The organism is Thermoanaerobaculia bacterium, assembly GCA_018057705.1.
Taxonomy (GTDB): Bacteria; Acidobacteriota; Thermoanaerobaculia; order Multivoradales; family JAGPDF01; genus JAGPDF01.
Window position 1 is genome coordinate 1 of sequence record JAGPDF010000012.1, and the last position, 25,314, is coordinate 25,314.

The window sequence follows — 25,314 nt, forward strand, 5'->3', positions numbered from 1 at the left end:
CCGCCGCGGCGCCGACGTCGACCAGCCGCGAAACCTCGCCAAGAGCGTCACCGTCGAGTAGGGGAGTCGTCCCCACCCGGGGGCGCGGCGGGCCCAGAGCTCACCCGAAGTACTCTCGAGCCAGGCCGGTCTCCGCGATCGACGGGGGTCGTTCGTATACCGGGCAACGCTGCACCTTCGGAAAGCCGAGGCAGTGCCATGCCATTCCGTCTGAAAGCCGGATCTGCGGTTCGTAGCTGCGTGATCTCTCTTGCGGCGCTGGTGTGCGCCGCGCCCGCTGCAGCGGACGTGCAGCACCTCGTGGTTTCCTTCAACACCCTGTCGGTCGCGGTGGCGTCCCACGCCGACGGCGGGTCGAGCATCGCCTGGGTCGCCGAGGAGCAGGAGGATCTCCAGGCGCTCTTCCTCCGACGCTTCGACTCCGAGGGCCAACCCGTCTCCGCGCGGGTACCGGTGGCGAGCGGCAATGTCGGCTACGGCGAACTGCAGGTCACCGTGGACGCGGCGGAGAACGTGCTGGTGGCCTGGATCGCGCACCTGGGCGAGCCCGAAATCATCGATCAGTACACCGCCGCGGCCTATTCGCCAGCGGGAGCGCTGCTCTGGGGACCTGCAGCCATCTCTGCCCCAACGACTTCCCTTCGCCGCACGGCTTTTCTGACCGTCGCGCCGGCACCCGGTGGAGGCTGGGTCGCCGGCTGGCTCGATCTGCCTCAGGTCACCTCACCGCTGGGGACGGCGCAGGCACGCCGGCTCGATCCGGCTTCCGGCGCTGCGGCCATCTTCGATCTCTCCGATCCGGTGCACCCCAGGCCCTTCACCTATTTCACCCTCGCAGGGAGCGCGACGAAAGTCCTCGCCAGCTGGAGCGAGAGCGTCCACGCCGGCCCATCGGCCTTCGACACCTTCTCGCTCTTCGGCCGACTGCTCGATGCCCAGGGGCACCCGGTGGCGCCGGCCCGCGCTCTGGGGGTCACCGCTGTCCGCGAGGGCGGGCTCTCCCAACTCGTCAGCGCAGGCTTCGGCGACGATCGCTTTCTCCTCGCGTGGAAGTCCCAGGCCGGAGCGGGTGCGCCAGTCCCGATCGGAGCTCTCGCGCTCACTGGGGACGTTCCGTCGGAGCCGGCTTTCGTAGTCCATACCTCCGCTGCGAACAGCTGGAGCCCGCTCGATCTCGTCGTCGACCGAGCCGGCCGGGCGCTCATTGCCTGGGGAGAGCCGCACTTCGGCAGCGATCAGACCTTCTTCTACCGCTTTGCGGCGACCGGCGCGGCGCTCTCCGAACCCGAAGCCGTCAGCTTCTACTCGGGCTACATTTCAGGCATTCTGCCGGCCCTCGGCACGAGCGCCGACGGGCACTGGCTGGTAGCCTGGGTGCGCGGTCTCGACGAGGAATCACCTGCTGGAGTCGACGGCATCCTCGGCACCTTCGCCGACGGCTGCGCGACGGAGCCGCATGCGCTCTGTCTTACGGGCAACCGGTTCCGGGTCACCGCGACCTACCATGATCACCTCGGCCGCGACGGCGTCGGCTACGCCGCGCCGCTCACCAGCGAGAGCGGCACCTTCTGGTTCTTCTACCCCGCGAGCGTCGAGTTGATCCTCAAGGTCGTCGACGCGTGCGCGCATCCGGACTTCGGCAACTTCTGGGTCTTCGCCTCCGGGCTGACCGACGTCCAGGTCCATCTCGAAGTCGTCGACACCTGGACCGGCGCGACCTGGGAGCGCGACACCAACCTCGGCGAACCGTTCCCACCCGCCCTCGACACCGCCGCCTTCGACACCTGCGACGCGACCCCGGCCTTCGCCGAGCACTGAAAGGGCAGGCGGGGCCTGCCGCTAGGATTTCAGCGTGGGTCCTCGTCCCTTGGGCCCGCGGCGCGACGCGCCTACTTCGAGATCCGGCAGTTCGCGCCGTCGATCTTGAACTTCTGGGTCATGGTGCCGGTGCTGGTGCCGTTCTCGTCCTTGTGCTCCTGCTTGACGGTGAGGGTCGCGTCGGCGCCGTCGACGACCAGGAGGCCGCCGGTTTCGATGTCCTTCTTGAGCTCGGCGGAGGTGACCGACATCTCCTTCATCATGTCGGTCAGCATCGTGCGGTCCTCGGCCGGCATGGCGTTCCACTCGGCCTGCATCTCCGCGGTGCCGAGCTTCACCGCCTCGGCCATCTTGCCGGCGTTCACCAGCCCCATCTGCTGCACCGAGGCCTTGCCGCAGGCGTGCTGAAGGATCGCCGCCCCTTTGAGCTCGGTCGGTGCCGCCGAAAGCGGCGAGACCGTTCCCAGAACCCACGACATCGCCACGCCGAAACCGAGCACCGCCAGCCGCTGCGTCTTCATGGCCGTCTCCTCGAGGTCCTGGACCCCGTTCGATGGCGCAGCGGAATCGCCGCGCTCAACTCCATAACGAGAAGCACCCCGGAAAGGGGCCAGCGCGCGCACCGGCGCTAGCTCCCGACCCGCCCCTGGAGGCGCGCCCGCAGCGCGCCCAGGCTGAAACGGCCGCCGGTGCGCGGGGCAGGAATCGAGCCCGGGGGATAGCGCCCCTTGTGGGGGTCGATGCGCGGGGCATCGAGGAACGCGACGAGCGGCGCGAGGACGGTGTCCCAGTCGCGGCGCGCCGCCCAGGCGCGCCCGCGCGCGGCGAGCTCGCTGCGCAGCGGCGCCGAGGCGAGCAGCTCGCCCACCGCCTCGGTGAGCGCCGCCGGGTCGCCCACGGGCACCACCCGACCCATCCTCTCCTGCGCCAGCTGGCGGCTCATCGCGCCGCCTTCGGTCGCGACGACCGGGAGCCCGGCGCCGAGGAAGTCGAGGACGCGGGTGCGCAGCGAGATCTCGGCCTCGAAGCGCGGGCGGTGGAGGACCACCGCGACCGTCGCCTCGCGGTAGAGGCCGAAGCGCCTGTCCGCGGCGACCCAGGGCACGAAGAAGACGTGGCGATCGAGCCAGCCGGCTTCGCGCGCCACGGCGAGCACTTCGGCGTAGGTCCCCTGCGGCGTCGACGCGGCGTTGGGATTCGCCGAGAAGACGACCCGCAGAGTCGGAAAGCGCGCCATCAGGGCGGGCAGGATCGCGAGCAGCAGCATCGGGTCGTACCAGTCGTAGATCCCGCCGAAGAAGAGGATCGGGTCGCTGGGGCCGATGCCCGGTACCACGCCGCGCAGGATCGGCGCCGGAGCGGCGGAGGCGCTGTCAGGCGATGAGGGCTCGGGTGGCGCGATGCCGAACGGCACCTCGCGCACGAGATTCCCGAGCGTGAAGTCGGCGAAGTAGGTCTCGGGATTCAGCCGGCCCAGGGAGTACAGCATGCCAAGGTAAAACAGCCGCTGCTCCGGCGACGAACAGAGAAAGAGGTCGCCCTGCCGGAGCTGGCGTTCGAGGGTCGCACGATCGTGGCGGTAGGTACCGTCCCCCAGAGTCGGGAAGTAGTTCAGATTCTCGATCGGAAACGGATCGTAGAGGTCGACGACCAGCGGCCGCGGCGCACGGGGGTCCGCGCAGTCGAAGTAGAGATTCGAGACGTGGGCGTGCAGGACGACGGCCTGCGACCAGCGGTGGAGCTCCGCGAGGTTCGATCTGTCGTATCGCACGATCTGGGCCTCGGCGAGGCGCGTCCGGGAGTCGCCGCCCGCGAGCTCCGCGAGATCGTTGGGGAATCCGAGCCGGACCTCGTGCCGGCGGCCGAGATGGCGCGCCAACTCCCAGAAGCGGATGCCGACGCCGGCCATCGCCGGGCGCCCGGGCTCCGGACAGAGGAGAAGGACGCGCGTCACGCGTTGCCTCTCAAGCAGCAGCCTGTCCGAGATAGAAGGCGCACATCAGCACGCGATGGAGGATCGGCTTGCCGAGCGGCAGACCGAGGCCGTCGAGCGCCGAGAGCAGGGGCACCAGCGGCGGGATCAAGCGCCTCCCGGCGGCGAACCAGCGCGGCGGCTCGGCGGCCGAGAGGAGCGGCGCCAGGCTAAGCTCCGGATGGAGCTTGCGGAGCGTGTGGAGGCCCCGGCCGACGAGCCGCTGGCGGGCGAAGAGGTCGACGAGCGTCATCGGATGAAGGTGTTCCGCCGCGGCCGCCGGATGGTAGACCAGCTTCAGGCCGGAGAGGCTGAGGCGGTAGCCGAGCTCGATGTCCTCCCAGCCGTAGGCCGCGAACTCGGGATCGAACGGCTCGTCGCCGAGCAGAGAGCGCGGCAGCGAGATGTTGGAGGTGTAGAAGCAGGTGAACGGCACCTCGCGTTCCGGCTGCATGTGACCGAATCCGAACTGGTGCCCTTCGCGGTTCACCATCTCCAGCGCCGGCGTGACTGCCATCTCGCTCCGCCGCCAGTCGGTGAAGCCGACGACGGCGAGGAGCGGATATCGGGCGCCCAGCCGGGCGTGCGCCGCCAGATGCTCGGCGACGAGCTCGCGGCGCGGGATGATGTCGTCCCCGAGGAAGAGCACCAGCGGCTCCTCGACCTGTCGCAGGCCCTGGTTGCGGGCCTGCCCCTGGCCGCGGTTCGCCTGCCGCACGATCGAGAGCGACGGACGCCGCGCCGTCACCGCCCGCATCTCGAGCCACTCCCAGGTGCCGTCGGTCGAGCCGTCGTCGACGACGACGATACGGAAATCGCGCCGCGACTGATCGCCCAGCGCGTCGAGAGTGCGCTCGAGTATCGCCCTCCGGTTGTACGTCGGGATGACGACGGCCAGCGACAACGCAGAGTCGGGCATGACTGACGGCGACGATATCGCAGGCGCAGCGCGCCGGCCGGGGCCCTCGACGGGAGACTCCGCACACCGCCGGCACGCGCCACTTTCGGTTTGCCGGTCCGGGGATATCTGCTAGGTTCGATGCGGTGAACGAGCCGGTCAACTACTGGGACTCCATCGAGGCCCACTCGAGGGTCGAAGAGATCTGGGGCAGCCACCCGCTGGTGCGCGAGCGGATCAATCGACGGATCTCGGGCGACCCGCACACCTGGACGACGAGCTGGCTGGCGAAGCGACTCGCAGGGCTGCCGCGCTGGCACGAAGCGGTGAGCATCGGCTGCGGCATGGGGCACTTCGAGCGCGATCTCGTGCGGCTCGATCTCGTGGACCGGATCACCGGCATCGAAATCTCGCCGGTCTGCGTCGCCGAGGCCCGAGGCGCGGCCGAGGCGGCCGGCATGCAGGAGCGAATCGCCTACCGCTGCGCCGACGCCTGGGAGGAGCTCGCGAAGCTCCGCGATCTCGACGCGATCCTCTTTCACGCCTCACTCCACCACTTCGACCGGCTCGACGAGATGGCGGCCCTCCTGCGGCGCGCCCTGAAGCCCGGAGGGCTTCTCTATCTGGACGAGTACGTCGGACCGTCGCGCGACGAGTGGACGCTCGCCGACGAGCTGCGCTGGAACTGGCACTACTACCACCTGCCGAAGAGCGTCCGGCGGGTGGGGCGCATCCGGCCGCCGATCAACTACGAAGACCCGACCGAGGCCGTCGCTTCGTCCGCAATCCTGCCGGCGATCGCCCGCGAGTTCGACCTTCTCGAGCAGCGCGACTACGGCGGCAACCTCCTGTCGGTGATCTACGCCAACCTGCACCGCCCGACCGGCAACCCGCCGTCGCCGCAGGCCGACTTCGATGCCGCGATCGCCCGTCTGCTCGAGGCCGAGGACGCCCTCCTCGCCGCCGGGCAGCTCTCGTTCCACACGGTCGTTCTCGCGACCCCGAAACCGGGGCGCTGAGCCTCGCGGGCACGCCCTTCCCGGGATCCCACCCGACCCCGGGGCCAGCCCTGCCGACGGTTCATCGATTCGTCACTTCGCTGGGTGAGAATGGCGACATGAAACGGTCGAAGACCTCTCTCGCCCTCCTCGTCGCAGGCGGCCTCTTTCTCGCGATCCAGTTGGTTCCGTACGGCTGGAACCACACCAACCCGGCGGTCGTCGCGGAGCCGAAATGGGATACGCCGCGGACCCGCGAGCTCTTCTTTCGCGCCTGCGCCGACTGCCACAGCAACGAGACCAAGTGGCCCCTCTACTCGCGGGTGGCGCCGGTCTCGTGGCTGGTCGCGAAAGACGTCCAGGAGGGGCGCGAGCACCTGAACATCTCGGAATGGAACCGCCCGCAGAAGGACGCCAACGAGGCATCGGAGAAGTTGCAGGAGGGCGAAATGCCGCTGCCGGTCTACCTGCCGCTCCACCCGGAAGCGCGGCTATCGCCGGCCGAAAAGGCCGAGCTCGTCGCCGGCCTCGCGGCGACGCTCGGCACCGAAGGCGGCAAGGTCTCAGGAAGAGGAGAAGCGGAGAAAGAAGGGGACGACGACTGAGGTCGGCGCCCCCTCCGGTCAGGGAATCGTGCTGGACCAGCGTGAGGAATTGCCGGTCTCGAAGCCGTCGACGAAGAGGTTGTTGTCGACGATCACCACCTGCACAACGGCAAAGGTCCCCAGGGTCGCTCCGCCTCCCGGATTCGTCAGGGTGACGAGAAAGGTCTCCGCGGGCTCTGCAACGCCGTCGTCGAACAACGGCACCTGGATGACCTTCGACGTCTCGTCGGCCGCGAAGGTGAGGGTTCCGGAGGTCGCAGTGTAGTCGCTCCCGGCGAGCGCGCTGCCGTTCGATGTCGCGAACTCTACGGTCACGCCGCTCGCGGCTCCCGACCCACGCGTGACGATGACCGCGGCGCTGCCGGTGCCCTCCCCGAAGACCTGCACCGGACCCGGGAACTGGACGATCCCACCTTCGTCGTCGTCCTCGATCGTGATGGTGAGCGTCGAGGGCGAGCCCACCGCGAGCCCGGCGCTCGGATCGGACAGCTGGAGAACGATCGTCTCGTCGTTCTCGTCGAGCGTGTCGGCGCGGATGTGGACGAAGTCGATCTCGAACCCGAGGTCCCCCGGGGCCCAGCTCGTGACGTCCGCGTCGTAGGTGAAGTCCGCGCCGGGCGCCGCCGTGCCGCCGGTGCGCGAGTGCGAGACCGACGCCGCCAGCACTGCGCCGCCCTCGCGGATGAGGGTGAAGATCCGGTTCCCCTCCGCTTCGGAGACCGACATCGCCCCGCCCCCGAAGCGCGCCGTGCCGAAGGCACCCGTGGCGCGGTCGAGGCCATAGAGCGCCGTCACAGCGCCGGCCAGGGCCTGGGTGCCGAGGCCTTCGCCGGGCATGCCGATCGCCAGGTCGTCGATGCCGTTGCCGTCGAAGTCCCCTGTCGCGAGCGTCTCGCCGAAGGCATCGTTCGTATTCGGCGAGTCCGGCATGCCAGCGGGGAAGTTGGAGTGGAAGGTCTGGTTCCCCGTCGTCGTCAGTCCAGTCGGGCTCCCATAGAGCACGTGCGCCGTGCCGGCGTCGACGACGTCTCCGACATCCTCGTCCGGTACGCCGATAGCGAGGTCGCTCGAACCGTCGCCGTCGAAGTCGCCGGCGGCCAGTGCATCGCCGAAGTGATCGTTGATGTCGCCGCCGGGCTGGCCGAGCGGGAACTGAAGCTGGCCGAAGAGCTGGTCCCCGCTCACCGACAGCCCACTCGCGCTGCCGAAGAGGACCTGAACGATGCCGGCGCGGCCATCGCCGCTCGTGGGCTGGTCTTCACCCGGAACTCCGATGGCCAGATCCTCGAAACCGTCGTCGTCGAAGTCCCCCACGGCCAGGGCGGCGCCGAAGAGGTCCTCCTCCTCTGCATCTTCCAGGATTCCGGGAGTGTCCTGGTCGAAGCATCCGAGAGTGGAGCCGAACATGACCGTGACGCGGCCGGCGCTCGCCACTCCATCGAAGCTCTCCGTGAAGCCACCGACAGCGAGCGAAGCGGCGGTGGAACCGAAGCGACCGAATATCAACACCCTGCCCCAGAACTCCTGGAGCTCGTTGCCGTCGAAGACCCCGCACTCGTCGAGAAAGTCGTTCTGCTCCCTCTCGCTCGCCGAGTCCAGCGGGCTCCCCGGCCCCGAGGTATTCAGCAGCTGGACGAGGCCGGCATGCGTCTCGTTGGGCAGGAAGAAACTCTCTCCGGGAACACCGATCGCGAGTCCACCATTGGCCGAGGCGGCGAGCGAGCTGCCGAAGGAGTCGCCGGCCTCGGTCGACTCAGCGGAGCCGGGCGGCAGCGTGTTCTGGCTGAGGAAGATGCTCCCGGTGGCGACGAGCCCCGCCGACGAGCCGAAGAGAACCCAGACCGCTCCCGCGTTCGCCTCCGCTCCGAGATCCTCCGCCGCGGCGCCGATCGCGAGGTCGGCAAAGCCGTCGAGGTCGAAATCGCCTACTGTGAGCGTGCTGCCGAAGAAGTCCCCAACCTCGGCAGCGCCGCCAATTCCCGGAGTATCCTGATCGAAGAACTGCTCACCCACGCTGGTGAGCCCGGCGGGCGAGCCGTAGTAGACATGCACCGCGCCGGCATTCTGGTCGCCACCGACATTCTCGTCCGGTACGCCGACCGCGAGGTCCGCGAAGCCGTCGTTGTCGAAGTCGCCCGCCGCGAGGGCGCTCCCGAAGACCTCGAGCTCGAGGCAGTCCCCGGGGGCGGCGCACTCGGTCAGCACATGCGCGCCGAGCTCGGTGAGCTGGGCTCGAGCCGCGGGTCCGATCAGGGTGAAGACACAGGCAACTGCGCCCAGAGTGGCATGGAGGCAGAAGCGGCGGCGGCAAGCGGGTTTGGCAGTGGGAATCATGGCGACCCTCCGAGTCAGAGGCCTTCTCATGGATGAACGCGACAATTCGGCGGGATCGCGATCAGCCGCCTGCAGGATGCCCGGCGATCGCCCGATTGACACGGCCGTTCGGCGGTTCTACCCTCCCTCCAACGTTCAAGAACAGGGGCCTACGAATGAACGCCGGCGGCGGAGATTCCAGGCGAAGCTCAGTCACCACCGCGCTCGCCGAATGGGGGCGGGGCGAGGCCGGCGCCGCCGACCGGCTGCTCGAGCTGATCTACCCGGAGCTCCACCGCATCGCCGAGCGCCAGATGCGGCGCGAGCGCGGCGGGCATACGCTGCAGCCGACCGCCCTGGTGCATGAGGCCTATCTCAAGCTGGTCGACCAGGCACATGTGGACTGGCGCAATCGCGCGCACTTCCTCGGGGTTGCGGCACAGGCGATGCGCCGGCTCCTGGTCGATCATGCCCGGGGACGCGCCCGCGACAAGCGCGGCGGCGGCGCGACACTCGTCGAGCTCGACTCCGCCTCCGGGGAGGCCGGCCTCGCGGTGCAGACCCGGTGCGTCGACCTTCTGGCCCTCGACCAGGCGCTCGAGCGGCTGACCACGCTCGATGCAGCCCAGGCGCGTCTCGTCGAGCTGCGATTCTTCGGCGGTCTCTCGGTCGAGGAGGCCGCCTTGACACTCGGAGTCTCCACAGCGACCGCCGGGCGCGACTTCCGCTCGGCGCGGGCCTTTCTCGCCCGCGAGCTCGGCGCGCCATGACCCCCGAACGCTGGCGCGAGATCCGCGCCGCCTTCGATCGTCTCGCGCCGCTCTCCCAGGCCGAGCGCGACTCGCACCTCGCAGCTCTGGAGGTAGCTGACGCCGAGCTCGCCCGGGAGGCGCGCTCCCTCCTCGCGGCCGAGGCGCGCGATGCGCAGTTCCTGAGAACGCCGGCGGGTGGCGCCGCTGACCGGCGGGGCGAGCTCGTCGGACCGTGGGAGCTGCTCTCCCCGCTCGGCGAGGGCGGAATGGGAGAGGTCTTCCTGGCGCGCCGTGCCGATGCGAGCTTCGACAAGCTGGTCGCAGTGAAGTTCGTCCATGCCGAGCTGCTGTCGCCGCTCCTGCGCGAGCGCTTCCTCGCCGAACGGCAGGCCCTGGCCGCGCTCGAGCACCCCGGCATCGCGCGCCTCCTCGACGGGGGCGAGAGCGCGGGCGGCGAGCCGTATCTGGTGCTCGAGTATGTCGAGGGCCGCTCCCTGCTCGACTTCGCCACCGAAAGGAACCTGTCGCGCCGGGAACGGCTCAGCCTCTTTCTGCAGATCCTGGCCGCGGTGGCCCACGCCCACAGCCATCTCATCGTCCACCGCGACATCAAGCCTTCCAACATCCTCGTCACCGAAAGAGGCGAGGCGAAGCTGCTCGACTTCGGCGTCGCGAAGATCCTGACCCCGGTCGACGGGCCCGAAGGCGCGACCCGGACCTCTCTGCGCGCACTGACACCGGAGTACGCCAGCCCCGAGCAGGTCCTCGGCGGCGCCACCACGACCGCGACCGACGTCTATTCGCTCGGCGTCGTGCTCTTCGAGCTCCTGACCGGCCGCCGCCCCTATCGCGTGCCGACCGGTGCGCCCGAGGAGTGGGCGGAGGCCGCGCTGCACCAGGAGGTGGCCCGCGCCCCGGAGCTCCGGGGCGATCTCGACGCGATCCTGGGCAAGGCGCTGCGCAAGTCGCCCCAGGAGCGCTACGCCACCGTCGATGCCTTCGCCGACGACCTGCGTCATCACCTCGACGGCCGACCGGTCGCCGCGCGGCGCGGCAGTCTCGCCTATCGCGCGACGAAGTTCATCGGACGCCATCGCGGGGCGCTCGTCGCGACCGTGCTGGCGGTCGCACTCCTGGTGACCACGATCGCGGTCGCCGCGGTGCGGATGCGCGCCGAACGAGACCGCGCGGCGGCCGAGGCCGAGACCGCGCGGAGCGTGGCGGAGTTTCTCGCCTCGCTCTTCCAGAACGCCGATCCGGCGCGAACCCGCGGGGCCAGGCTCACCGCACGCGAGATCCTCGAGCAGGGCGCCAAGCGCATCGAACGCGACCTCGCCGCGCAACCGATGGTGCAGGCGAAGCTCCTGAGCGTTCTCGGCGCCGTCCATCGCGACCTGGGACTGCTCGAGGCGGCGCGGCCGCTGCTCGAAAAGTCACTCGCGCTGCGCGCCGGCGGCGGCGCCGCCGGCGACCTCGCCAGGGCAGAGTCGCTCTACGAGCTGGGAGTTCTCGAGCGCACCGAGGGCGACCTCGAAAGCGCGCAGCGACGGCTGGAGAGTGCCTTGACGCTGCGCGAGCAGCATCTGCCACCGGACCACCCCGACCTCGCACGCGCGTTCTCCGCGCTGGGGTCGATCTTTCGCATGACGGGCGACCTCCAACGCGCCCGTCCCCTGACCGAGCGCGCCCTCGCCACTGTCCGCCGGAGCGAGTCTGTCCGGGCGTCTTCCGAGACCGGACGCTGGCTGAATCTACTCGGACTCATTCATCAGGACGCCGGTGAGTACGAACTGGCGCGTGCTGCCTTTGCCGAGAGCCTCGAAATCATCGAGCGCAGCGATGGCGCGGACAGCCCGCTGGTGGCGATTCCGCTCGACAATCTGGGTCAGGTTCTGCGGCAGCTGGGTCGACCGCTGGAGGCCCTGCCGCATCACCAGCGCGCCAGAGACCTGGTGGAGCGCACCTGGGGCGTGGAGCACATGCAGTTCGGTACCGCGCTCAACTCGCTCGGCACGACCCTGGTGGCCCTCGAACGGCAGGGTGAGGCCCTCGCGCTCTATGAGCGCGCCGCCGGGGTCTACGCTGCCGCCCTGGGCGCCGACCATCCGGCGGTCGCCTGGCCCCTGCGCAACGCGGCCGAGGCTCTGCTCACACTCGGCCGTCCGGAAGAGGCCTTGCCGCTCTTCGAGCGCGCCCTGGCGATCCGCCAGGCGGCCTACGGCGCAACCCACCCGGACACGGCCCAGAGCCTGACCGACCTCGGCCTCGGCCACGCCGCGCTGGGCAGGCTCGAGCTCGCCGAGCGGTGGCTCCGGGAGGGCTTGACGCAGAGCCGTGCCGCGCTCGAGCCGGCGAATCTCGGCCTGGCGGAAGCGCAGATCTTCCTCGCCGATCTGCTCGTCCGCCTGCAGCAGAACGAGGAGGCGCGGGCGCTCTACGCAGAGGCGTTGCCGATCCTGCGCGCCGCCTATGCCGCCGGTGATCCACGGATCGCCGCCGTCGAGAGGCAACTGGCTGCGCCGACCCCTCCCACCTTGCCCCCTCCCTAGCCCGGCCGGAGACCTCCGCGGCCCCACCCCGGAGGGTGTGCCAGATCGGCAGGGAGGGAGCTACTTTCGGAGATGCCGTGGAAGTGGGAGAAAACGTGTTCGAGCCGCCGTCACCCGAGTCGCCACAGTGCCGGGTGCGACACTATGCCGGCGTGCTGATCTCGATCGAGCCGGCGCGTCTCACTGAGGTGCGGCAGTCCCTCGACTCGACACCGGGCGTCGCCGTCCACCATCTCGACCCGGCCATCGGGCGCTGCGTCGCCGTCCTCGAGAGCGCCGACCGCACCGAAGGAGAGCGCCTCTTCGACGCGGTCGGCCGACTCCCCCATGTCCGCAGCGTCGAGTTCGTCCACCACGTCGTCGACCACGAGGCGGCTGGCGCCGGGGATGCCACCGAGTCGCCGCAGGAGCAGGATCGATGGGACGGCCCACGCCGCGCGCAACCTCCGGCTCGCCCGAGCGGCCCGAAGACTGACCCGACTCCGGCTCGCCCGAGCGGCCGCCCACAAACCTGACGCCGCGGCTCGCTCGCGAGCAGCCGCCCCCGCCTGGAGCGTTCCAGGCACCTTGGCTGTCCCCGCTCCCTGACTCTTGTGGGTGGCTGTGGGAGGACGCTCGACGGATAGTGACGCCATCATGCCCTCGCCCCCTCGATTCTCCCGGTGCTTCCTCCTCGCGCTCATCGCTTGGCCGGCCTCGGCGCACGCGAGCGTCCAGCGGATCTTCCTGACCTCGGCGTCGGGGAACGGCGACCTCGCGAGCTGGGCAGCTACCGACCTCGACGGCGTCGCCGGTGCCAACGAGGTCTGCCAGACGCTCGCCGAGAATGCCGGCCTCTCTCCTGGCAGCGAGACGTTTCGGGCTTGGCTCTCGGACCTCGGTACCGACGCCTACTGCAACGTTCAGGGTCTCACCGGCAAGCGGTCGGACATCCCGGCCTGCGCCGGCGGCGCTGAGATCGGCGGCGGCCCCTGGGTGCGAACCGACGGCAAGCTGTTCGCCGCATCGCTCGCCCAGATCTCGAGCGGCTCCGCGACACCCTATGTCCCAGCCAGCATCCTCGAGACCGGCGCCGAGGTCGCTTCCGTCCTGACGCGCATCTGGACCGGTTCCAGCTCCTCCGGCGCGCTCACTGCGTCGAGCTGCACCGGGTTCCAGGTCGCGACCGGAGCGGGCGCCGCCGGCCGGGTGGAGACGCTGGCCTTCGGCACCGGTCCGACCACTGCCTGCGGCGGCTCTCAAAAGCTGCTCTGCTTCGAAACCGGGGTGGGCGACCCGGTCCCCTTGCCGAGCGACCCAGGGTACCTGGCGTTCGTATCGGCGAGCGTCGGCAGCGGCGAACTCGGAAGCTGGGCGCTCGCCAACGGCGAAACCGGCATCGCCGCCGGCGACGAGGTCTGTAGGAAGGAGGCCGAGAACGGCCGACTGCCGGCGCCCGAGAGCTTCCGGGCCTGGCTCTCGACCTCGACCACCGACGCCTTCTGCCGTATCCAGGGCCTGACCGGCACTCGCGCCGACGGTTGCGGCGGCGCCACGCTGCCGCCGCCGGCGCCCTACCGTCGCCCCGACGGCATCGAGATCGCCGCAGACCTCGACGACCTGTCGGATGGCCGGCTCGCCACGCCGATCCTCCGACTCTCCGGCAGCGTCTCCTTCGGCGGTACCTGGACCGGCTCCGGAACCGACGGCACGCTCGACGGACAGAGCTGTGGCGACTGGCTCGATCCGACGACCGGCGTGTCCGCCCAGACCGGGGCCGCGCAGTTCCTCAGCCCTTCCTGGTCCGTGAACGGACAGAACTCCTGCGATCTGAACTTCCTCGGGCTCTACTGCTTCTCGACCGTTGTCACCCTCTTCTGGGACGACTTCGAAGGCCAGAGCCTCACGCGCTGGAGCGATCTGCAGCCGTAGCGCGGGCAGGCAGGGCGGGCAGGCAGGCCGAGATCCGCCCGCCGAAGCCCTGGAACTGCGGCAGCCCGGACCGTCCTTTCGAGACCGGCCGACCCGCTCCGCCGCGGTTGGCATCCAGGAAACCGACTTCGGGCTATGCTGCTTCCGCTTCGGAGCGCCGACAGTGAGCGCAAGGTGAGCGACGGTATCGGGAAGCCCGGCGATTCGCTCCCGCCCGAGTTGGAGGACTGGAGCCGCGAGCGTCTGGCGGCGGAGGTCCTCGCCCTGCGCGGACGCTTGAACCTCGCGCCGGATTCCGGTGCAGATGCCACCGGCGACCCCGCTGCCGACTGGGACCGCTTCCGCACCCGCCTCTCGACGGTCAGCGTTCCGCCCGAGATCGCTTCGGTCTTCCTCCGGTCCCAGGAGTACGTAGCGCGCTACTTCAGCGACCGCATCCACCGCCCGGACGAGGCGACGATCTCGATCGCCGGCGAGCGCTACGTCCTGTTGCGCGCCGCTTCGATGTCGGTCGAGTTCGTCGAGCTGGTGATGTCGCTCTTCGCCGACCGCGAGCCCGCCGAGGCGCGCAGTGTCGCGAACAATCTGCTGTTCGACTTCGCGCATGCCATCGGCAAGGCCGACGCGCGCCGCTTCCACGAGAAGATGGGGGTCACCGATCCGATCGAGCGTCTCTCCGCGGGGCCGGTGCACTTCGCCTTCTCCGGCTGGGCCTCCGTGCGGATCCTGCCCGACTCGCGGCCGTCGGCCGACGACGACTTCCAGATGCACTTCGAGCATCCGTTCTCCTTCGAGTCGCACGCCTGGCTGGAGAGGGGCCGCCACAGCGACACCCCCGTCTGCATCATGAGTGCCGGCTACTCCTCCGGCTGGTGCGCGGAGAGCTTCGGCATCCCGCTGGTGTCGGCCGAGATCGAGTGCATCGCCTCCGGCGGCCGCTGCTGCCGGTTCATCATGGCGCCGCCGTCGCGGATCGAGGAGCATCTCGCGCGACTGGCCACCGAGGACGGCGACGACACCCAGGGTCGCCTCCTCGCCGCCTCGGTGGCGGCGTCGCGGGCGGCGCCGGTGCCCGAGTTCTTCCAGCGCCTGCGCATGGAGGAGGAGCTGCGGCAGGCGAACGAGCTCCTCGAGCTCCGCGTGCGGGAGCGCACCACCGAGCTCCTGCAGACCAACGAGCGCCTCGAGCACGAGATCGCCGAGCGCCGTCTCGCCGAAGAGCAGCTGCGCCGCCAGGCGCTGCACGATGCCCTCACCGGCCTGCCCAACCGGCTCCTGCTCTACGACCGCCTCGAACAGGGGACCTTCCAGTGCAGCCGCAGCGCGAAACCCCTGGGGCTTCTCTTCATGGACCTGAACGGCTTCAAGGAGGTCAACGACACCTTCGGCCATCACTCCGGGGACGAGCTGCTGCGTCAGGTGGGCGGCCGCCTCCAGAGCCGGCTCCGCACCACCGACACGGTGGCGCGGCTCGGCGGCGACGAGTTCGCCATCCTGCTGCCGGAGATCGAGAGCCTCGGCTCCGCCACCCGGATCGCCGAGTCGTTCCTCGATGCGCTCGCCGAACCGTTCGTCGTGGACGGGCAGCCGCTCACGGTGACGGCCAGCATCGGCATCGTGCTCTGCCCGGATCACGGCGCCGACCCGCTGACGCTGATGCGCCATGCTGACGTCGCGATGTACGTCGCCAAGCAAACGAGCAGGAGCCATGCCGTCTACGCTCCCGAGATCGATGCCCACAGCCCCGCCCGATTGATTCTCCAGGCGGACCTGCGGAGCGAGCGCTACCGCGACCAGTTCCGTCTTCACTTCCAGCCCGAAGTGGAGCTCGTGGGCGGCCGCGTGCGGCGGGCCGAGGCGCTCGTTCGCTGGCAGCATCCGCAGTTGGGCCTGCTCCTGCCGCACGAGTTCATCCCGCTCGCCGAGGCCGGAAATCTGGTGCATCGGGTGACCGAATGGGCGCTCGAGACCGCCATCCAGTCCTGCCGACGCTGGCGCGACGCCGGCCTCGAGGTCGGGGTGTCGGTCAACCTCTCGGCGCGCGACCTGCGCGACGCCGGTCTCGCGCGGTCGATCGCCAGCGCCCTCGACGCCGCCGGCCTCGAGCCGCGCTGGCTCACTCTCGAGATCGCCGAGGGGAGCCTCCTGGCCGATCCCGAGCACGCCACCGCCCTGCTGCGGCCGGCTCTGGACGCGGGAGTCGGCCTGTCGATCGACAACTTCGGCTCCGGCTACTCGTCGCTCGCCCAGATGAAGCTGTTGCCGGCGGCGGAGATCAAGATCGACCGCACCTTCGTGCACGAGATGGCCCGCAACGAGCAAGATGCGCTGATCGTGCGGTCGCTGATCGAGCTCGGCCACAGCTTCGGCCGGCAGGTGGTCGGCGAAGGGATCGAGGACCTCGAGACCTTCGAGCTCCTCGCCGGCATGGGCTGCGACCTCGGCCAGGGCTTCCTGATCACACCGGCGCTCGCCGAGGCCGAAGCGGTCGCGTGGATGCTCGGCGCGCCGCGCAGCCGCCCGCCGGCGAGCTGATCCGCCGGCCTCGAATCGCGCCGGTCTATGCTTCGCCCTCGGAACGCAATGAGCGAGCGGCGACAACGCTGGCGTCTGGGAATCGTCGGTGCGGCCCTCGCTGCCGGCCTGTTGCTGGCGTTCACCCGGCCACCGTTCGCGCAGGACCCGGCCTACCACCTGTTCGCGGACGCCCGCGTGATCGCCGGGGTGCCCAACTTCTGGAACGTGGCCACGAACCTGCCGTTCCTGCTCGTCGGCGCCTTCGGACTCGCTCGGCTCGGACGCCTGCGCCGGCCGGACCTGCGTCTCGAGGTCCTGGTTTTCGCTTCCGGAGTGGCGCTCGTCGCCTTCGGCTCGGCGTTCTACCACCTCGCCCCTTCGAACGCTTCGCTGGTCTGGGACCGGCTGCCGATGACCGTCGGCTTCATGGCGCTCTTCAGCCTGATCGTGCGCGACCGGCTTCAGGAGAGCCTCGGTCGGCGCGCGCTCTGGCCGCTCCTCGGGCTGGGCGCGGCGTCGGTCGCCTACTGGTACGCGACCGAACTGCAGGGCGCGGGCGACCTGCGCCCCTACTTCGTCGTCCAGTTCCTGCCCATGCTGCTCATCCCGCTCATCCTGTTGACCGGTCCGGGCGCCGGCGGGCTGCGCAGCGCCTGGCTCTGGGCGACGCTCGCGATCTATCTGCTCGCCAAGCAGGCCGAGGCGCACGACCGCGCACTCTACGAGGCCACGGCGCTGCTGAGCGGCCACAGCCTCAAGCACCTCATCGCGGCGTGCGCCGTGCTCTGCGCCCTCCTCGCCGCGCTGCGCCCGCGCCACGCGGCCGACTGACCCGACGTGGAACCGGCTGCGTCCCCATCTCGTTCGTCGCTGAGCGGAAGGCGAGACAGCGCCCAACCCCTCCACATGTCGCTCACCGGCGGTATTCTGCGTCTTCCCTTGCGATGAGGATGCGACCAGCCGGCCCGGGTGGAAGATCTCTTTGAGGAGCCGACGCCGGCGCGCCGAGGAAGAGGGACTGCCCGATCCCGCCGCCGGGCTCGACCGGCTCGAGCTGTGGATCGAGCGCCGGCTGCCGTCCGCCCCCCGGCCACTCTGGGCCGAGGCCCTGGTACTCGTCCTGCGGCTTCTGCTGGGGCGCGGTAGCTGGGTCCTCGGTTGTCTGTTGGTGGCGCTGGGGGCGCCCTGGTTCGTCTTCGTGCACCGCCAACTCGACACCATGGTGCGAGCCGCCTGGTATCGCACCACGGCCACCGCCACCGCCGAAGCGCGAGTCGAACGCGTCGAGCTCCGGTTGATCTCCGGCAGGTACGACGGCACGCAACGCGTGGTGCCGTCGGTCCTGCTCTCGTTCGAGCCCGGGGAAGCGGTCGTTCCGGCGCAGGCGATCTCTCCCGACGGCAGGATTCGGGTGCGCTATCTCCCCCACGGGGGGGGGCTCGAGTCGTTCCATCAGTGGGCGGCTTCGGCCGCGCTCCTCTACGCCCCGCCCGCGGTCACGCCGGCATGGCGATTCCGCTGGAAAGCCGACGCAGAGGCCTCGCCCGGCTTCGACCTTCTCTGGTCGGACAGCGAGACGGCGCTCCTCGAGAGCCACACTGGCTGGAACAACGAGACCTATCTCGCCAACGCCCTCGCCGATCTCGACCGGCCGGCCGACCTCCTGATCGGCGACTGGACGCGTCGCGAGAGTGATGCGGCGTCGTTGCCGGTGCGCTTCCGCCCTTCGAATCCGCAGCGCATCTTCGTCGCTGACGCGCTCTCCGGTCTGCCGCCCTCGGGCGGCAACGGATTCGCCGAGCTCTTCTTCTCACTGGTGCTCGTCCTGCCGTTCGGCCTGCCCTTCTGGTGGGTCGGCACGCGCCTGCTGTCGCGCGGCGTCGCGCCGCGCCATCGCCACTACTTCGTGTGGGTGCCGCTCGCCCTGCTGCCGTTCTGGGGGGTGCGCTACCTCGAGGTTCTCGAGCGGCTGTCGCCGGGCGCACTCGAGAGTAACGCCCTGCTCGGCAAGGTCGGCTCGAGCCAGGTGCTGCCCGGCGCCGAACCGGCCGGACCCGGACCCTCCTTCGACCGCCGGCTGCGGATCGACCTCGCAGGCTCGCGCTTCGCTTCGACCCTGGCGCTCGCCGATCTCTCCCGCCCGGCGAAGCGGCTCGTGAATGGCAACGCGGCCTGGCGTGAGCTCGAAGCGCGCTTCACCGCGGCGCTCTCCCGCCTCGACGACGAGGCTTTCGCCCGCGTCGTCGAGCAGACGCTGGGCGCGGAGTTCCCGATGGGCAAGCCCGCGCTCGCGCCGGTGCTCGGGGAAGCCGCCCGGCTGGCGACGCTCGACCCGGCGCGCGGCGAGACGGCCAAGACGGCCGCACGGCAGTTGCTCAACTTCCTCACCTACACCACGAGCCTCGACCTCTGCCACCCCAGTTTCGACGCCTACCGCGAGGGCCTCGAGCGGCTCGTCCTCCACCCCGACGCCGAAATCGTCGGACGGGCCGGCGAGCGCCTGAAAGAGGTGGATGACTGGATCGAAGCGCGAAAACGGGACTGGGGAAAGGTCTGCTGATCGCCGGACGTGGCCATGGGCAGCAGGAGAGCGCGCCAGCCGGCGGACTCCACTCGCCTCACGGGAGAGGTACGGTCGCCTCCGCCAGGCGGTGAACGAGCAGCGCCGCACGCTCCACCAGGCGCGGCAGCTCGGCGAGATCGATCGACTCCCCCGGGGCATGCTCCTTCTCGCCCAGGGCACCCAGGCCGTCGAGCCCCGGCAGGAGATGGGCGACGAAGGAGATGTCGCCGGCGCCGCGCTCGTTCGGATCGTGCTCGACGATCGGACCGGTGCCGAGGTCGCGGCTCACCCGGTCGAGCACGGCGAGCAGTTCGCGATTGCCGGCGGTCGGGGCCATCGAGGGCATGCCGTCGAAGAAGGTGATCGCGGCCGCGGTCTGCGCCGAGGAGTCCGCCGCGATGGCGCGCATCCGCCCCTCGGCGCGCTTCCGCTGTTCGGCGGTCAGGAACCGCAGGTCGCCCTCGACGATCGTCTTCGCCGCCACGACGTTGTGCTTGCCGGTGGCGCTGCCCGCCGCGCTCGCCGCCGGAAGCTCGGCGCTCGTGCCGCCGACCACGACGCTCGGATTGAACGTCAGGTAGGGCTCCGGCAGCTCGCTGCGGAAGGCTGCGAGGATGCGCGCCATCTCGAAGATCGCGCCGTCGCCGCGCTCGGGCCCGAAGATGCGCGACGAATGCCCTGTCGAACCGGAAGTCTCGAGGCGCCACGACGCGATGCCGCGGCGCCCGACGACCGCCACGCCCGGCACGTAGCCTTCGAAGGCCAGCGCAATATCGCTCTTTCGCGCCGCCTCGACCAGCGGCTCGCGGCTCACGGTGTACGGCTCGCCCGGATCCTCCTCGTCGCCGGTCAGCACCACGATCACCTGGTGGCCCGCGAGAAGACCTTCTTCGGCGAGCGCCCGCAACGCCTCGACGAGGACCACGTTGCCGCCCTTCATGTCGGAAGCTCCGCTGCCGAACGCGCGCTCGCCGTCGCGGCGGAACGGCTCGCCCTCGAGGACGGTGTCGAGATGGCCGATCAACAGAAGGCGCGGTCCGCGGGCGCCCTGCGGGTCCCTGCCGCCCGCCGGGTGCTCGGCAACCAGATGCCCGGCGCGGCCGACTTCGGGCGGCATTCCGACCCAGCGCGTCTCGAAGCCCGCCCCGGCGAGCTCGGTGGCGAAGATCGCTCCGACCTTGCGGACGCCGTCGAGGTTCTCGGTCGCGCTCGGCTGGTCGACCGCCCGGCGCAGAAGATCGATCGCCCGTTCCCGGTTGGCTTCGATGCGCGCCACGAGCCGCTGTTCGACGGCGCTCAGCCCGGCAGCACGCAGCGGCGAAGGAGCGGCCGCTGCCCCCGTGAGGACGAGGGCGAGCGCAGCGAGTGAACCGGGTGATCGATGGCGCATGCCAACCTCCGAGAGACCGGTGACAGTTTACTGATTTCCCACGCCGGCAAGGCGCCGATCACCGGAGGGGACGCGGCCTCGAAATCCGTGGAGTGTCACCCATCTCGGCGCGAGCGGCGGTCTGCCGAGGGTCCTCCGTTCAGGGGGCGGTCGACGACCAGGCCGCTGAGTTTCCGGACTCGAAGCCATCGGCGAAGAGTCGCAGATCGATGCGGTAAGGCTCCCGCCAGGTCGTCGGTCCGAAGGCCGAGAAGTAGATCCGCGTCGCTGCGGGGTCGACAGAGACCGCCTGCGGGCGGCTGGCGGCGACTCCGGGCCACGCCTCGGGGAGCCTCTGAACGGTTGTTCCTTCGGTGATCCAGAGCTCCCGGCCGGCGACTCCGTCGTCGGCCACGAAGACCAGTCGGTTGCCAGCGGCGACGAGATCGGTCGGACCGCTCGAGCCGAGGCCGGGCACCAGGTCGGCGACCCGTTCCACCTGGCTGCCGTCGGTCGACCAGAGCTCATAGCCGCCCGTCGGGTCCTGGGCCGAGAAGTAGAGGCGCGCGCCGGCCGAGGTCAGAAAGCTCGGATAGGCGTCGCCGCCCGCCGGGTGAATGTCGGTGACGCGCTGGGTCGTGACGCCGTCGGTCTTCCAGACCTCCGCGCCGAAAGCCGGCTCGTCGTAGACGAAGTAGACGCCGCCCGGCCCGGCCGTGAGCTCGCTCGGCGAATAGCCGCCGGAGAGATTCGAGACCTGCGCGACGGTGACGCCGTCACTGCGCCAGACCTGTCGGCCGGTCGCGCCATCGTCGGCCATGAAATAGGCCGCGCCGTTCCATGCGACGAGCTCGTCGAGCTGGGTGGGATCGCCGGCTCCCGGCACGATCTCGATCGGGGTGGGCGCGGCGTCGTCTTCGTCGATGGTGAAGAGCTCCCGGCCGGTCGCTGCGGCCTCGCCGATGAAGAAGAGCCGGTTTCCCGCGGCGATCAACTGCTCGGGCGAAAGGCCCTGCTCGTTGGCGAAATCGAGCATCAATGCCGGAGAGCCGGCGTCGGCGATGCGGAAGAGCTGCTCGCCGAGCACATCGTCGTAGGCGACGACGAAGAGACTCGAACCGAGGACGACGAGCCGCGAAGGAGCGCTCCCGGAGCTCCCCGGGCGAAGCTCGAAGAGCTCGGTGCCGCCGGCCGTACCGTCGCTGTGCCAGAGCTCGGATCCGGTCGCTGCAGTCGTGGCGTTGAACCAGATCTCGCCCTCGAACTGCGTGAATCTCGAGGGCGACGAGGCCGCGGCGCCGACGTTGAGGTCGATCGACTCCGTCCCGGCCGGCGTACCGTCCGACACCCAGAGCTCGCGCCCGGAAACCGCGTCGTCCGCCGAGAAGAAGACGGTCTCGCCGAGCCAGACGAACTCCGCGGGGCTCGAAGAGTAGGTCGCGAGGTCGGTCTCCGGCATCTCGACGTCGGCGCTGTCGATCGACCAGAGCTCGCGCGCGCCGGCGTCGAATTTGCCGTAGAGCAGGCGGCCATTCCCGATGGCGAAGGCCGGGCCGGAGACGCACGAAGCCTCCCACTCGAGGGTACCGGCCGCCGTGCCGTCGGTGTGCCAGCAGCTGCCGTTCTCCAGGTAGTAGACGCGGCTGTTCCACACCAGCGTGTGCTCGGGATTGCTCGACGTTCCCGCGGTCGACAGATTCTGGATCTGCACCACGGTCGCGCCGTCGTAGGTGAAGAGCCGCGTTCCGAAGCCGCCGTCGTCGCCGGTGAAGACCAGCTTGGTCCCCAGGGCTGCAAGACCGCTGGGGCGCCCATCGTCCAACCCGGCCGCGAGGTCGGTGACCCGGCTGGTGACGCCGCCCAGGCGCTGCCAGAGCTCGAGCCCGTGAACGCCGTCGTCGGCGGTGAAGAAGAGCCGCGCAAGGCCCGGGTGCCAGAGGAACTTCGCGGGGTACGAGGCCTCGGTGGGGTGGATGTCCGCGAGCTGGACCGTTCCGGCACCGGTGCCGTCGCTCGCCCAGGGTTCGCAGCCGGAGGCGACCGTGCAGGCGGAGAAGACGACATTGGCGCCGACGGCATAGAGCCCGGACGGATATCCCGAACCCGTGCCCGGTTCGATGTCCTTGACCAGGCTCACGCCGCCGACCGTCCAGCGCCAGAGCTCGGTGCCGGCGGTCGAGTCGCCGGCGCGGAAAAAGAGGATGCCGCCAGCCGCAGCGAACTGACCGGGAGCGCTGCCGGGTAGCCCCGGGTTGATGTCCGCGACCATCGTCGTGCCCCCGGCAGTGCCGTCCGTAACCCAGAGCTCGGCACCCAGGAGCCCGTCATTGGCACTCAGGACGGCCCGGCCGGCGCCGATCGGGAAGAGCCCCGAGGGGATTGAGCTCGCGGTGCCGGGGGCGATGTCCTCGACGAGCAATGTTCCGCCGGGGGTACCGTCGGTGACCCAGAGCTCTCTCCCGGCGCCGGGCGAGTTCGCCACGAAGAGGACCTGCGAACCGATGACCACGAACTGATCCGGCGACGAGCCGGTCGGGCCGGGGAAGAGATCCGCGAGCTGCTCGACCAGCCCGGTGTCGAGGTGGAGTACCCAGGGCTCGAGGCCGGTCAGGCCGTCGTCGCCGGAGAAGAAATAGAGGAGGCCGACTACGGCGACTTCGTCGTCGAAGCTCGCCCAGCCTGCAGCCGCGTTCCCGGCCGTGTTGATGTCTTCGACCAGCAGCGCCTGAGCGCCGAGGCCGCCCGGACTCGCCAGCATCGCAAGGCAGATCGGCAGCGCCAGCAGAAGGGGCGCGCGGCGGCAGGTCGTCCCGCGGCAAGAGCTCGAGATGGGCACAGTGAGGTCTCCTTTCCCCTGGTGGCGAAAGGTACGACCGGAAATGGACATCGGCAGGTGAGCCCTGCGGGCGGGGCGCGGCCGGTGGCCGCACCGGATGCGGTCAGGCCTTCTTGAGGAAGCAGGTCTTCAAGATCAGACCCTTCACCTTGTCGGTGTTGCAGGCGATCTCTTCTTCGTCCTCGGTCAGGCGGATGTTCTTGATCTTGGTGCCCTGTTTGAGCGTGACCGACGTGCCTTTGACTTTCAGGTCCTTGATCACCAGGACGGAGTCGCCCTGGCTGAGGATGTTGCCGTGACAGTCCTTGACTTCCATGAGTGACTCCCTTGAGCCGTATCGTACCAAGCGGTGCAGGCGGCATCGCCGGCGCTCTCGGCAGCGCCAGTTCCAGCGGCGGCCCAGGAGTCGGCCGAGCGGGATAATCTCTCGCCGTGTCGAGGCTGTGGCTTCTCTGGTGGCGCGCTGGCGACGTCGTCCGGATCGCTTTCGTCCTGGCGGTCGTTCTCTGCACGGCGCTGCGGGGCTCGACGGCGCCGCCTGCCGGAACCGCCGCGCCAGGCTCCGAGATTCGCTTCGTCGATGCCACGCCGGACAGCGGAATCGATTTCACCTATCGCGCCGGTGGCGCCGAGGCGCTCCACCTGCCGGCGATCATGGGCGGCGGCGCGGCGTTGTTCGATGCCGAGGGGGACGGCGACCTCGACCTCTTCCTCGTGCAGGGCGGCCGGTTGGGCGACACCGGCCCGGAACCGGGGGCGGAGAGCTCGCGCCTCTATCGCAACGATCCAGTCACCGGGCCCGACGGGCGGCGACGCGCCCGCTTCGTCGATGTCACCCGCGAGAGTGGCGCCGGCGTCGCGCTCTACGGCATGGGCGTCGCGACCGGCGATATCGACGGCGACGGCGACGTCGACCTCTTCGTCGCCGGTTTCGGCGGCAACCGGCTGTTGCGCAACGTCAGCGACCGGCGCGGAGCTCGCGGCCTTCGCTTCGAGGAGATCGCGACGCAGGCCGGCGTTCGCGGTGACGGCACGGGCATGGCGATCTCAGCGACCTTCTTCGACGCCGAGCGTGACGGCGACCTCGATCTCTTCGTGGCGCGCTATGTCGACTATCCGCTCGCGCCCCCCGTTCCCTGTTTCGCGCCGAGCTCACGGCGCGACTACTGTGGCCCGCAGGCCTTCCGTCCCCAGCGCGATCTGCTCTACCTCAACCGTGGTGACGGCACGTTCGTCGAAGAGGGCGCGGTCGGGCTCGGCGAGCACGCACCGCAGCCCGGCCTCGGGGTGGTCGCCGCCGACTTCGACGGCGACGGCTGGGTCGATCTGCTCGTCGCCAACGACGGCCAGCCCAACCACCTGTGGAAGAACCTCGGGGGCAGCCAGGAAGGCCGCACCCGCTTCACTGAAATCGGGCTCGCCGCGGGCGTCGCCGTGAACCGCGGTGGTCTGCCGGAGGCGAGCATGGGAATCGCCATCGGAGACGCCGACGGCGACCTCCACGAAGACCTGCTGCTCACGCATCTCACCGGCGAGACCAATACCTTCTATCGCAACAGCGACGGCCTGTTCGACGATCGCTCGCTGGTCTCGGGACTGGGACCGCCGAGTCGCCCGTGGACCTCGTTCGGCACCGCCTGGCTCGACCCGGACCGCGATGGCGACCTCGACCTGGCGACGGTCTCCGGCGCAGTGCGGCTCGCCGAGACCGGCGGACAGCCGGTCGACCCACTGGGACTCGGGCAGCCCGGGCAGCTCTTTCGCAACGACGGCCACGGCCGCTTCGTCGAGATCTCGGCCCACGCGGGGGCGGCCTGGGCGCGGCGCGCGACCTCCCACGGGCTTTCGGCCGGCGACGTCGACAACGACGGCGATCTCGACCTGGTCATCGTCGACAGTCACGAGCGCGCGCGGCTGCTGCTGGACGAAAGCCCGGTCGCCCCAACCTCAGCCTGGGTCGGATTGCGCCTGACCGACCCGAGCGGCCGGCGCGACGAGCTCGGCGCGACGGCAGTCCTGCGCCGGCGCGCCGCACCGCCACTCCTGCGTCGCGTTCACAGCGACGGCAGTTACGCCTCGGCGAGCGACCCGCGGCTGCTCTTCGGCCTGGCCGGAGGCTCCGACCTCGAGGCGGTGGAGGTCACCTGGCCCGACGGCCGCGCGGAGCGCTTCCCGCCCCCACCGCTGGGCGCTTACGCCACCTTGCGGCGCGG

At 70.2% G+C, this 25,314-nt stretch carries 18 protein-coding genes; 11 read left to right on the forward strand and 7 right to left on the reverse strand.

Translation table 11 applies throughout. From position 1 onward, the window contains the following. The first annotated feature begins 240 nt into the window (after nucleotides 1-240). Nucleotides 241-1,818: a hypothetical protein gene (locus KBI44_05610; protein MBP9143940.1), complete on the forward strand. Its 1,578-nt coding sequence runs from the start codon at nucleotides 241-243 to the stop codon at nucleotides 1,816-1,818. 71 nt (nucleotides 1,819-1,889) lie between these two features. On the opposite strand, the gene KBI44_05615 is transcribed toward KBI44_05610, so the two are convergent. From KBI44_05615 to KBI44_05625, 3 genes are all read right to left on the reverse strand, one after another. After that, nucleotides 1,890-2,339 carry a hypothetical protein gene (locus tag KBI44_05615; GenBank protein ID MBP9143941.1) on the reverse strand — a complete coding sequence of 150 codons (450 nt, stop codon included), beginning with the start codon at nucleotides 2,337-2,339 and terminating at the stop codon, nucleotides 1,890-1,892. 107 nt (nucleotides 2,340-2,446) lie between these two features. Next, complete coding sequence (locus KBI44_05620) at nucleotides 2,447-3,772, reverse strand: glycosyltransferase family 4 protein (GenBank protein ID MBP9143942.1); 1,326 nt, start codon at nucleotides 3,770-3,772, stop codon at nucleotides 2,447-2,449. 10 nt (nucleotides 3,773-3,782) lie between these two features. Beyond that, the gene (locus KBI44_05625) at nucleotides 3,783-4,709 is read right to left on the reverse strand and encodes a glycosyltransferase (GenBank protein ID MBP9143943.1); all 927 of its coding nucleotides are present in this window, start codon (nucleotides 4,707-4,709) and stop codon (nucleotides 3,783-3,785) included. Between the two features lie 125 nt (nucleotides 4,710-4,834). Between KBI44_05625 and KBI44_05630 the strand changes: the two genes are divergently transcribed. Both KBI44_05630 and KBI44_05635 read left to right on the forward strand, forming a co-directional pair. Then, the gene (locus KBI44_05630; GenBank protein MBP9143944.1) at nucleotides 4,835-5,707 is read left to right on the forward strand and encodes a class I SAM-dependent methyltransferase; all 873 of its coding nucleotides are present in this window, start codon (nucleotides 4,835-4,837) and stop codon (nucleotides 5,705-5,707) included. Nucleotides 5,708-5,805: 98 nt separating this feature from the next. Then, nucleotides 5,806-6,291: a heme-binding domain-containing protein gene (locus KBI44_05635; protein ID MBP9143945.1), complete on the forward strand. Its 486-nt coding sequence runs from the start codon at nucleotides 5,806-5,808 to the stop codon at nucleotides 6,289-6,291. 18 nt (nucleotides 6,292-6,309) lie between these two features. On the opposite strand, the gene KBI44_05640 is transcribed toward KBI44_05635, so the two are convergent. Beyond that, nucleotides 6,310-8,625 (reverse strand): FG-GAP repeat protein, encoded by a 2,316-nt coding sequence (locus KBI44_05640; protein MBP9143946.1) that lies wholly within the window; start codon nucleotides 8,623-8,625, stop codon nucleotides 6,310-6,312. 155 nt (nucleotides 8,626-8,780) lie between these two features. On the opposite strand from KBI44_05640, the gene KBI44_05645 reads away from it, so the two are divergent. The 7 genes from KBI44_05645 (at nucleotide 8,781) to KBI44_05675 (ending at nucleotide 18,893) form a co-directional block, all read left to right on the forward strand. Then, nucleotides 8,781-9,374, forward strand: a complete 594-nt coding sequence (locus KBI44_05645; GenBank protein ID MBP9143947.1) for a sigma-70 family RNA polymerase sigma factor — start codon at nucleotides 8,781-8,783, stop codon at nucleotides 9,372-9,374. After that, complete coding sequence (locus tag KBI44_05650; GenBank protein MBP9143948.1) at nucleotides 9,371-11,905, forward strand: serine/threonine protein kinase; 2,535 nt, start codon at nucleotides 9,371-9,373, stop codon at nucleotides 11,903-11,905. Before KBI44_05645 ends, KBI44_05650 begins: the two co-directional genes overlap by 4 nt. Before the next feature lie 83 nt (nucleotides 11,906-11,988). Further along, nucleotides 11,989-12,420, forward strand: coding sequence for a chaperone NapD (locus KBI44_05655; protein ID MBP9143949.1), 432 nt, complete (start codon nucleotides 11,989-11,991; stop codon nucleotides 12,418-12,420). A 121-nt stretch (nucleotides 12,421-12,541) separates the two neighbouring features. After that, nucleotides 12,542-13,816 carry a DUF1554 domain-containing protein gene (locus KBI44_05660; protein MBP9143950.1) on the forward strand — a complete coding sequence of 425 codons (1,275 nt, stop codon included), beginning with the start codon at nucleotides 12,542-12,544 and terminating at the stop codon, nucleotides 13,814-13,816. A 135-nt stretch (nucleotides 13,817-13,951) separates the two neighbouring features. Further along, nucleotides 13,952-16,351: an EAL domain-containing protein gene (locus KBI44_05665; GenBank protein ID MBP9143951.1), complete on the forward strand. Its 2,400-nt coding sequence runs from the start codon at nucleotides 13,952-13,954 to the stop codon at nucleotides 16,349-16,351. Between the two features lie 48 nt (nucleotides 16,352-16,399). After that, on the forward strand, nucleotides 16,400-17,164 hold the full coding sequence (locus KBI44_05670) for a ceramidase domain-containing protein (protein MBP9143952.1): 765 nt from the start codon (nucleotides 16,400-16,402) through the stop codon (nucleotides 17,162-17,164). A 151-nt stretch (nucleotides 17,165-17,315) separates the two neighbouring features. After that, complete coding sequence (locus KBI44_05675) at nucleotides 17,316-18,893, forward strand: hypothetical protein (protein ID MBP9143953.1); 1,578 nt, start codon at nucleotides 17,316-17,318, stop codon at nucleotides 18,891-18,893. A 58-nt stretch (nucleotides 18,894-18,951) separates the two neighbouring features. Here KBI44_05675 and KBI44_05680 read toward each other — a convergent pair whose 3' ends face one another. The 3 genes from KBI44_05680 to KBI44_05690 all read right to left on the reverse strand — a co-directional run bounded on the left by KBI44_05680 (nucleotide 18,952) and on the right by KBI44_05690 (nucleotide 23,417). After that, the gene (locus KBI44_05680) at nucleotides 18,952-20,286 is read right to left on the reverse strand and encodes a M20/M25/M40 family metallo-hydrolase (protein ID MBP9143954.1); all 1,335 of its coding nucleotides are present in this window, start codon (nucleotides 20,284-20,286) and stop codon (nucleotides 18,952-18,954) included. A 139-nt stretch (nucleotides 20,287-20,425) separates the two neighbouring features. Continuing rightward, the gene (locus KBI44_05685; GenBank protein MBP9143955.1) at nucleotides 20,426-23,101 is read right to left on the reverse strand and encodes a hypothetical protein; all 2,676 of its coding nucleotides are present in this window, start codon (nucleotides 23,099-23,101) and stop codon (nucleotides 20,426-20,428) included. A 103-nt stretch (nucleotides 23,102-23,204) separates the two neighbouring features. Next, nucleotides 23,205-23,417 (reverse strand): alkylphosphonate utilization protein, encoded by a 213-nt coding sequence (locus KBI44_05690; protein MBP9143956.1) that lies wholly within the window; start codon nucleotides 23,415-23,417, stop codon nucleotides 23,205-23,207. Nucleotides 23,418-23,533: 116 nt separating this feature from the next. Between KBI44_05690 and KBI44_05695 the strand changes: the two genes are divergently transcribed. Beyond that, a partial coding sequence (locus KBI44_05695) for a CRTAC1 family protein (protein ID MBP9143957.1) occupies nucleotides 23,534-25,314 on the forward strand: 1,781 nt, incomplete at its 3' end.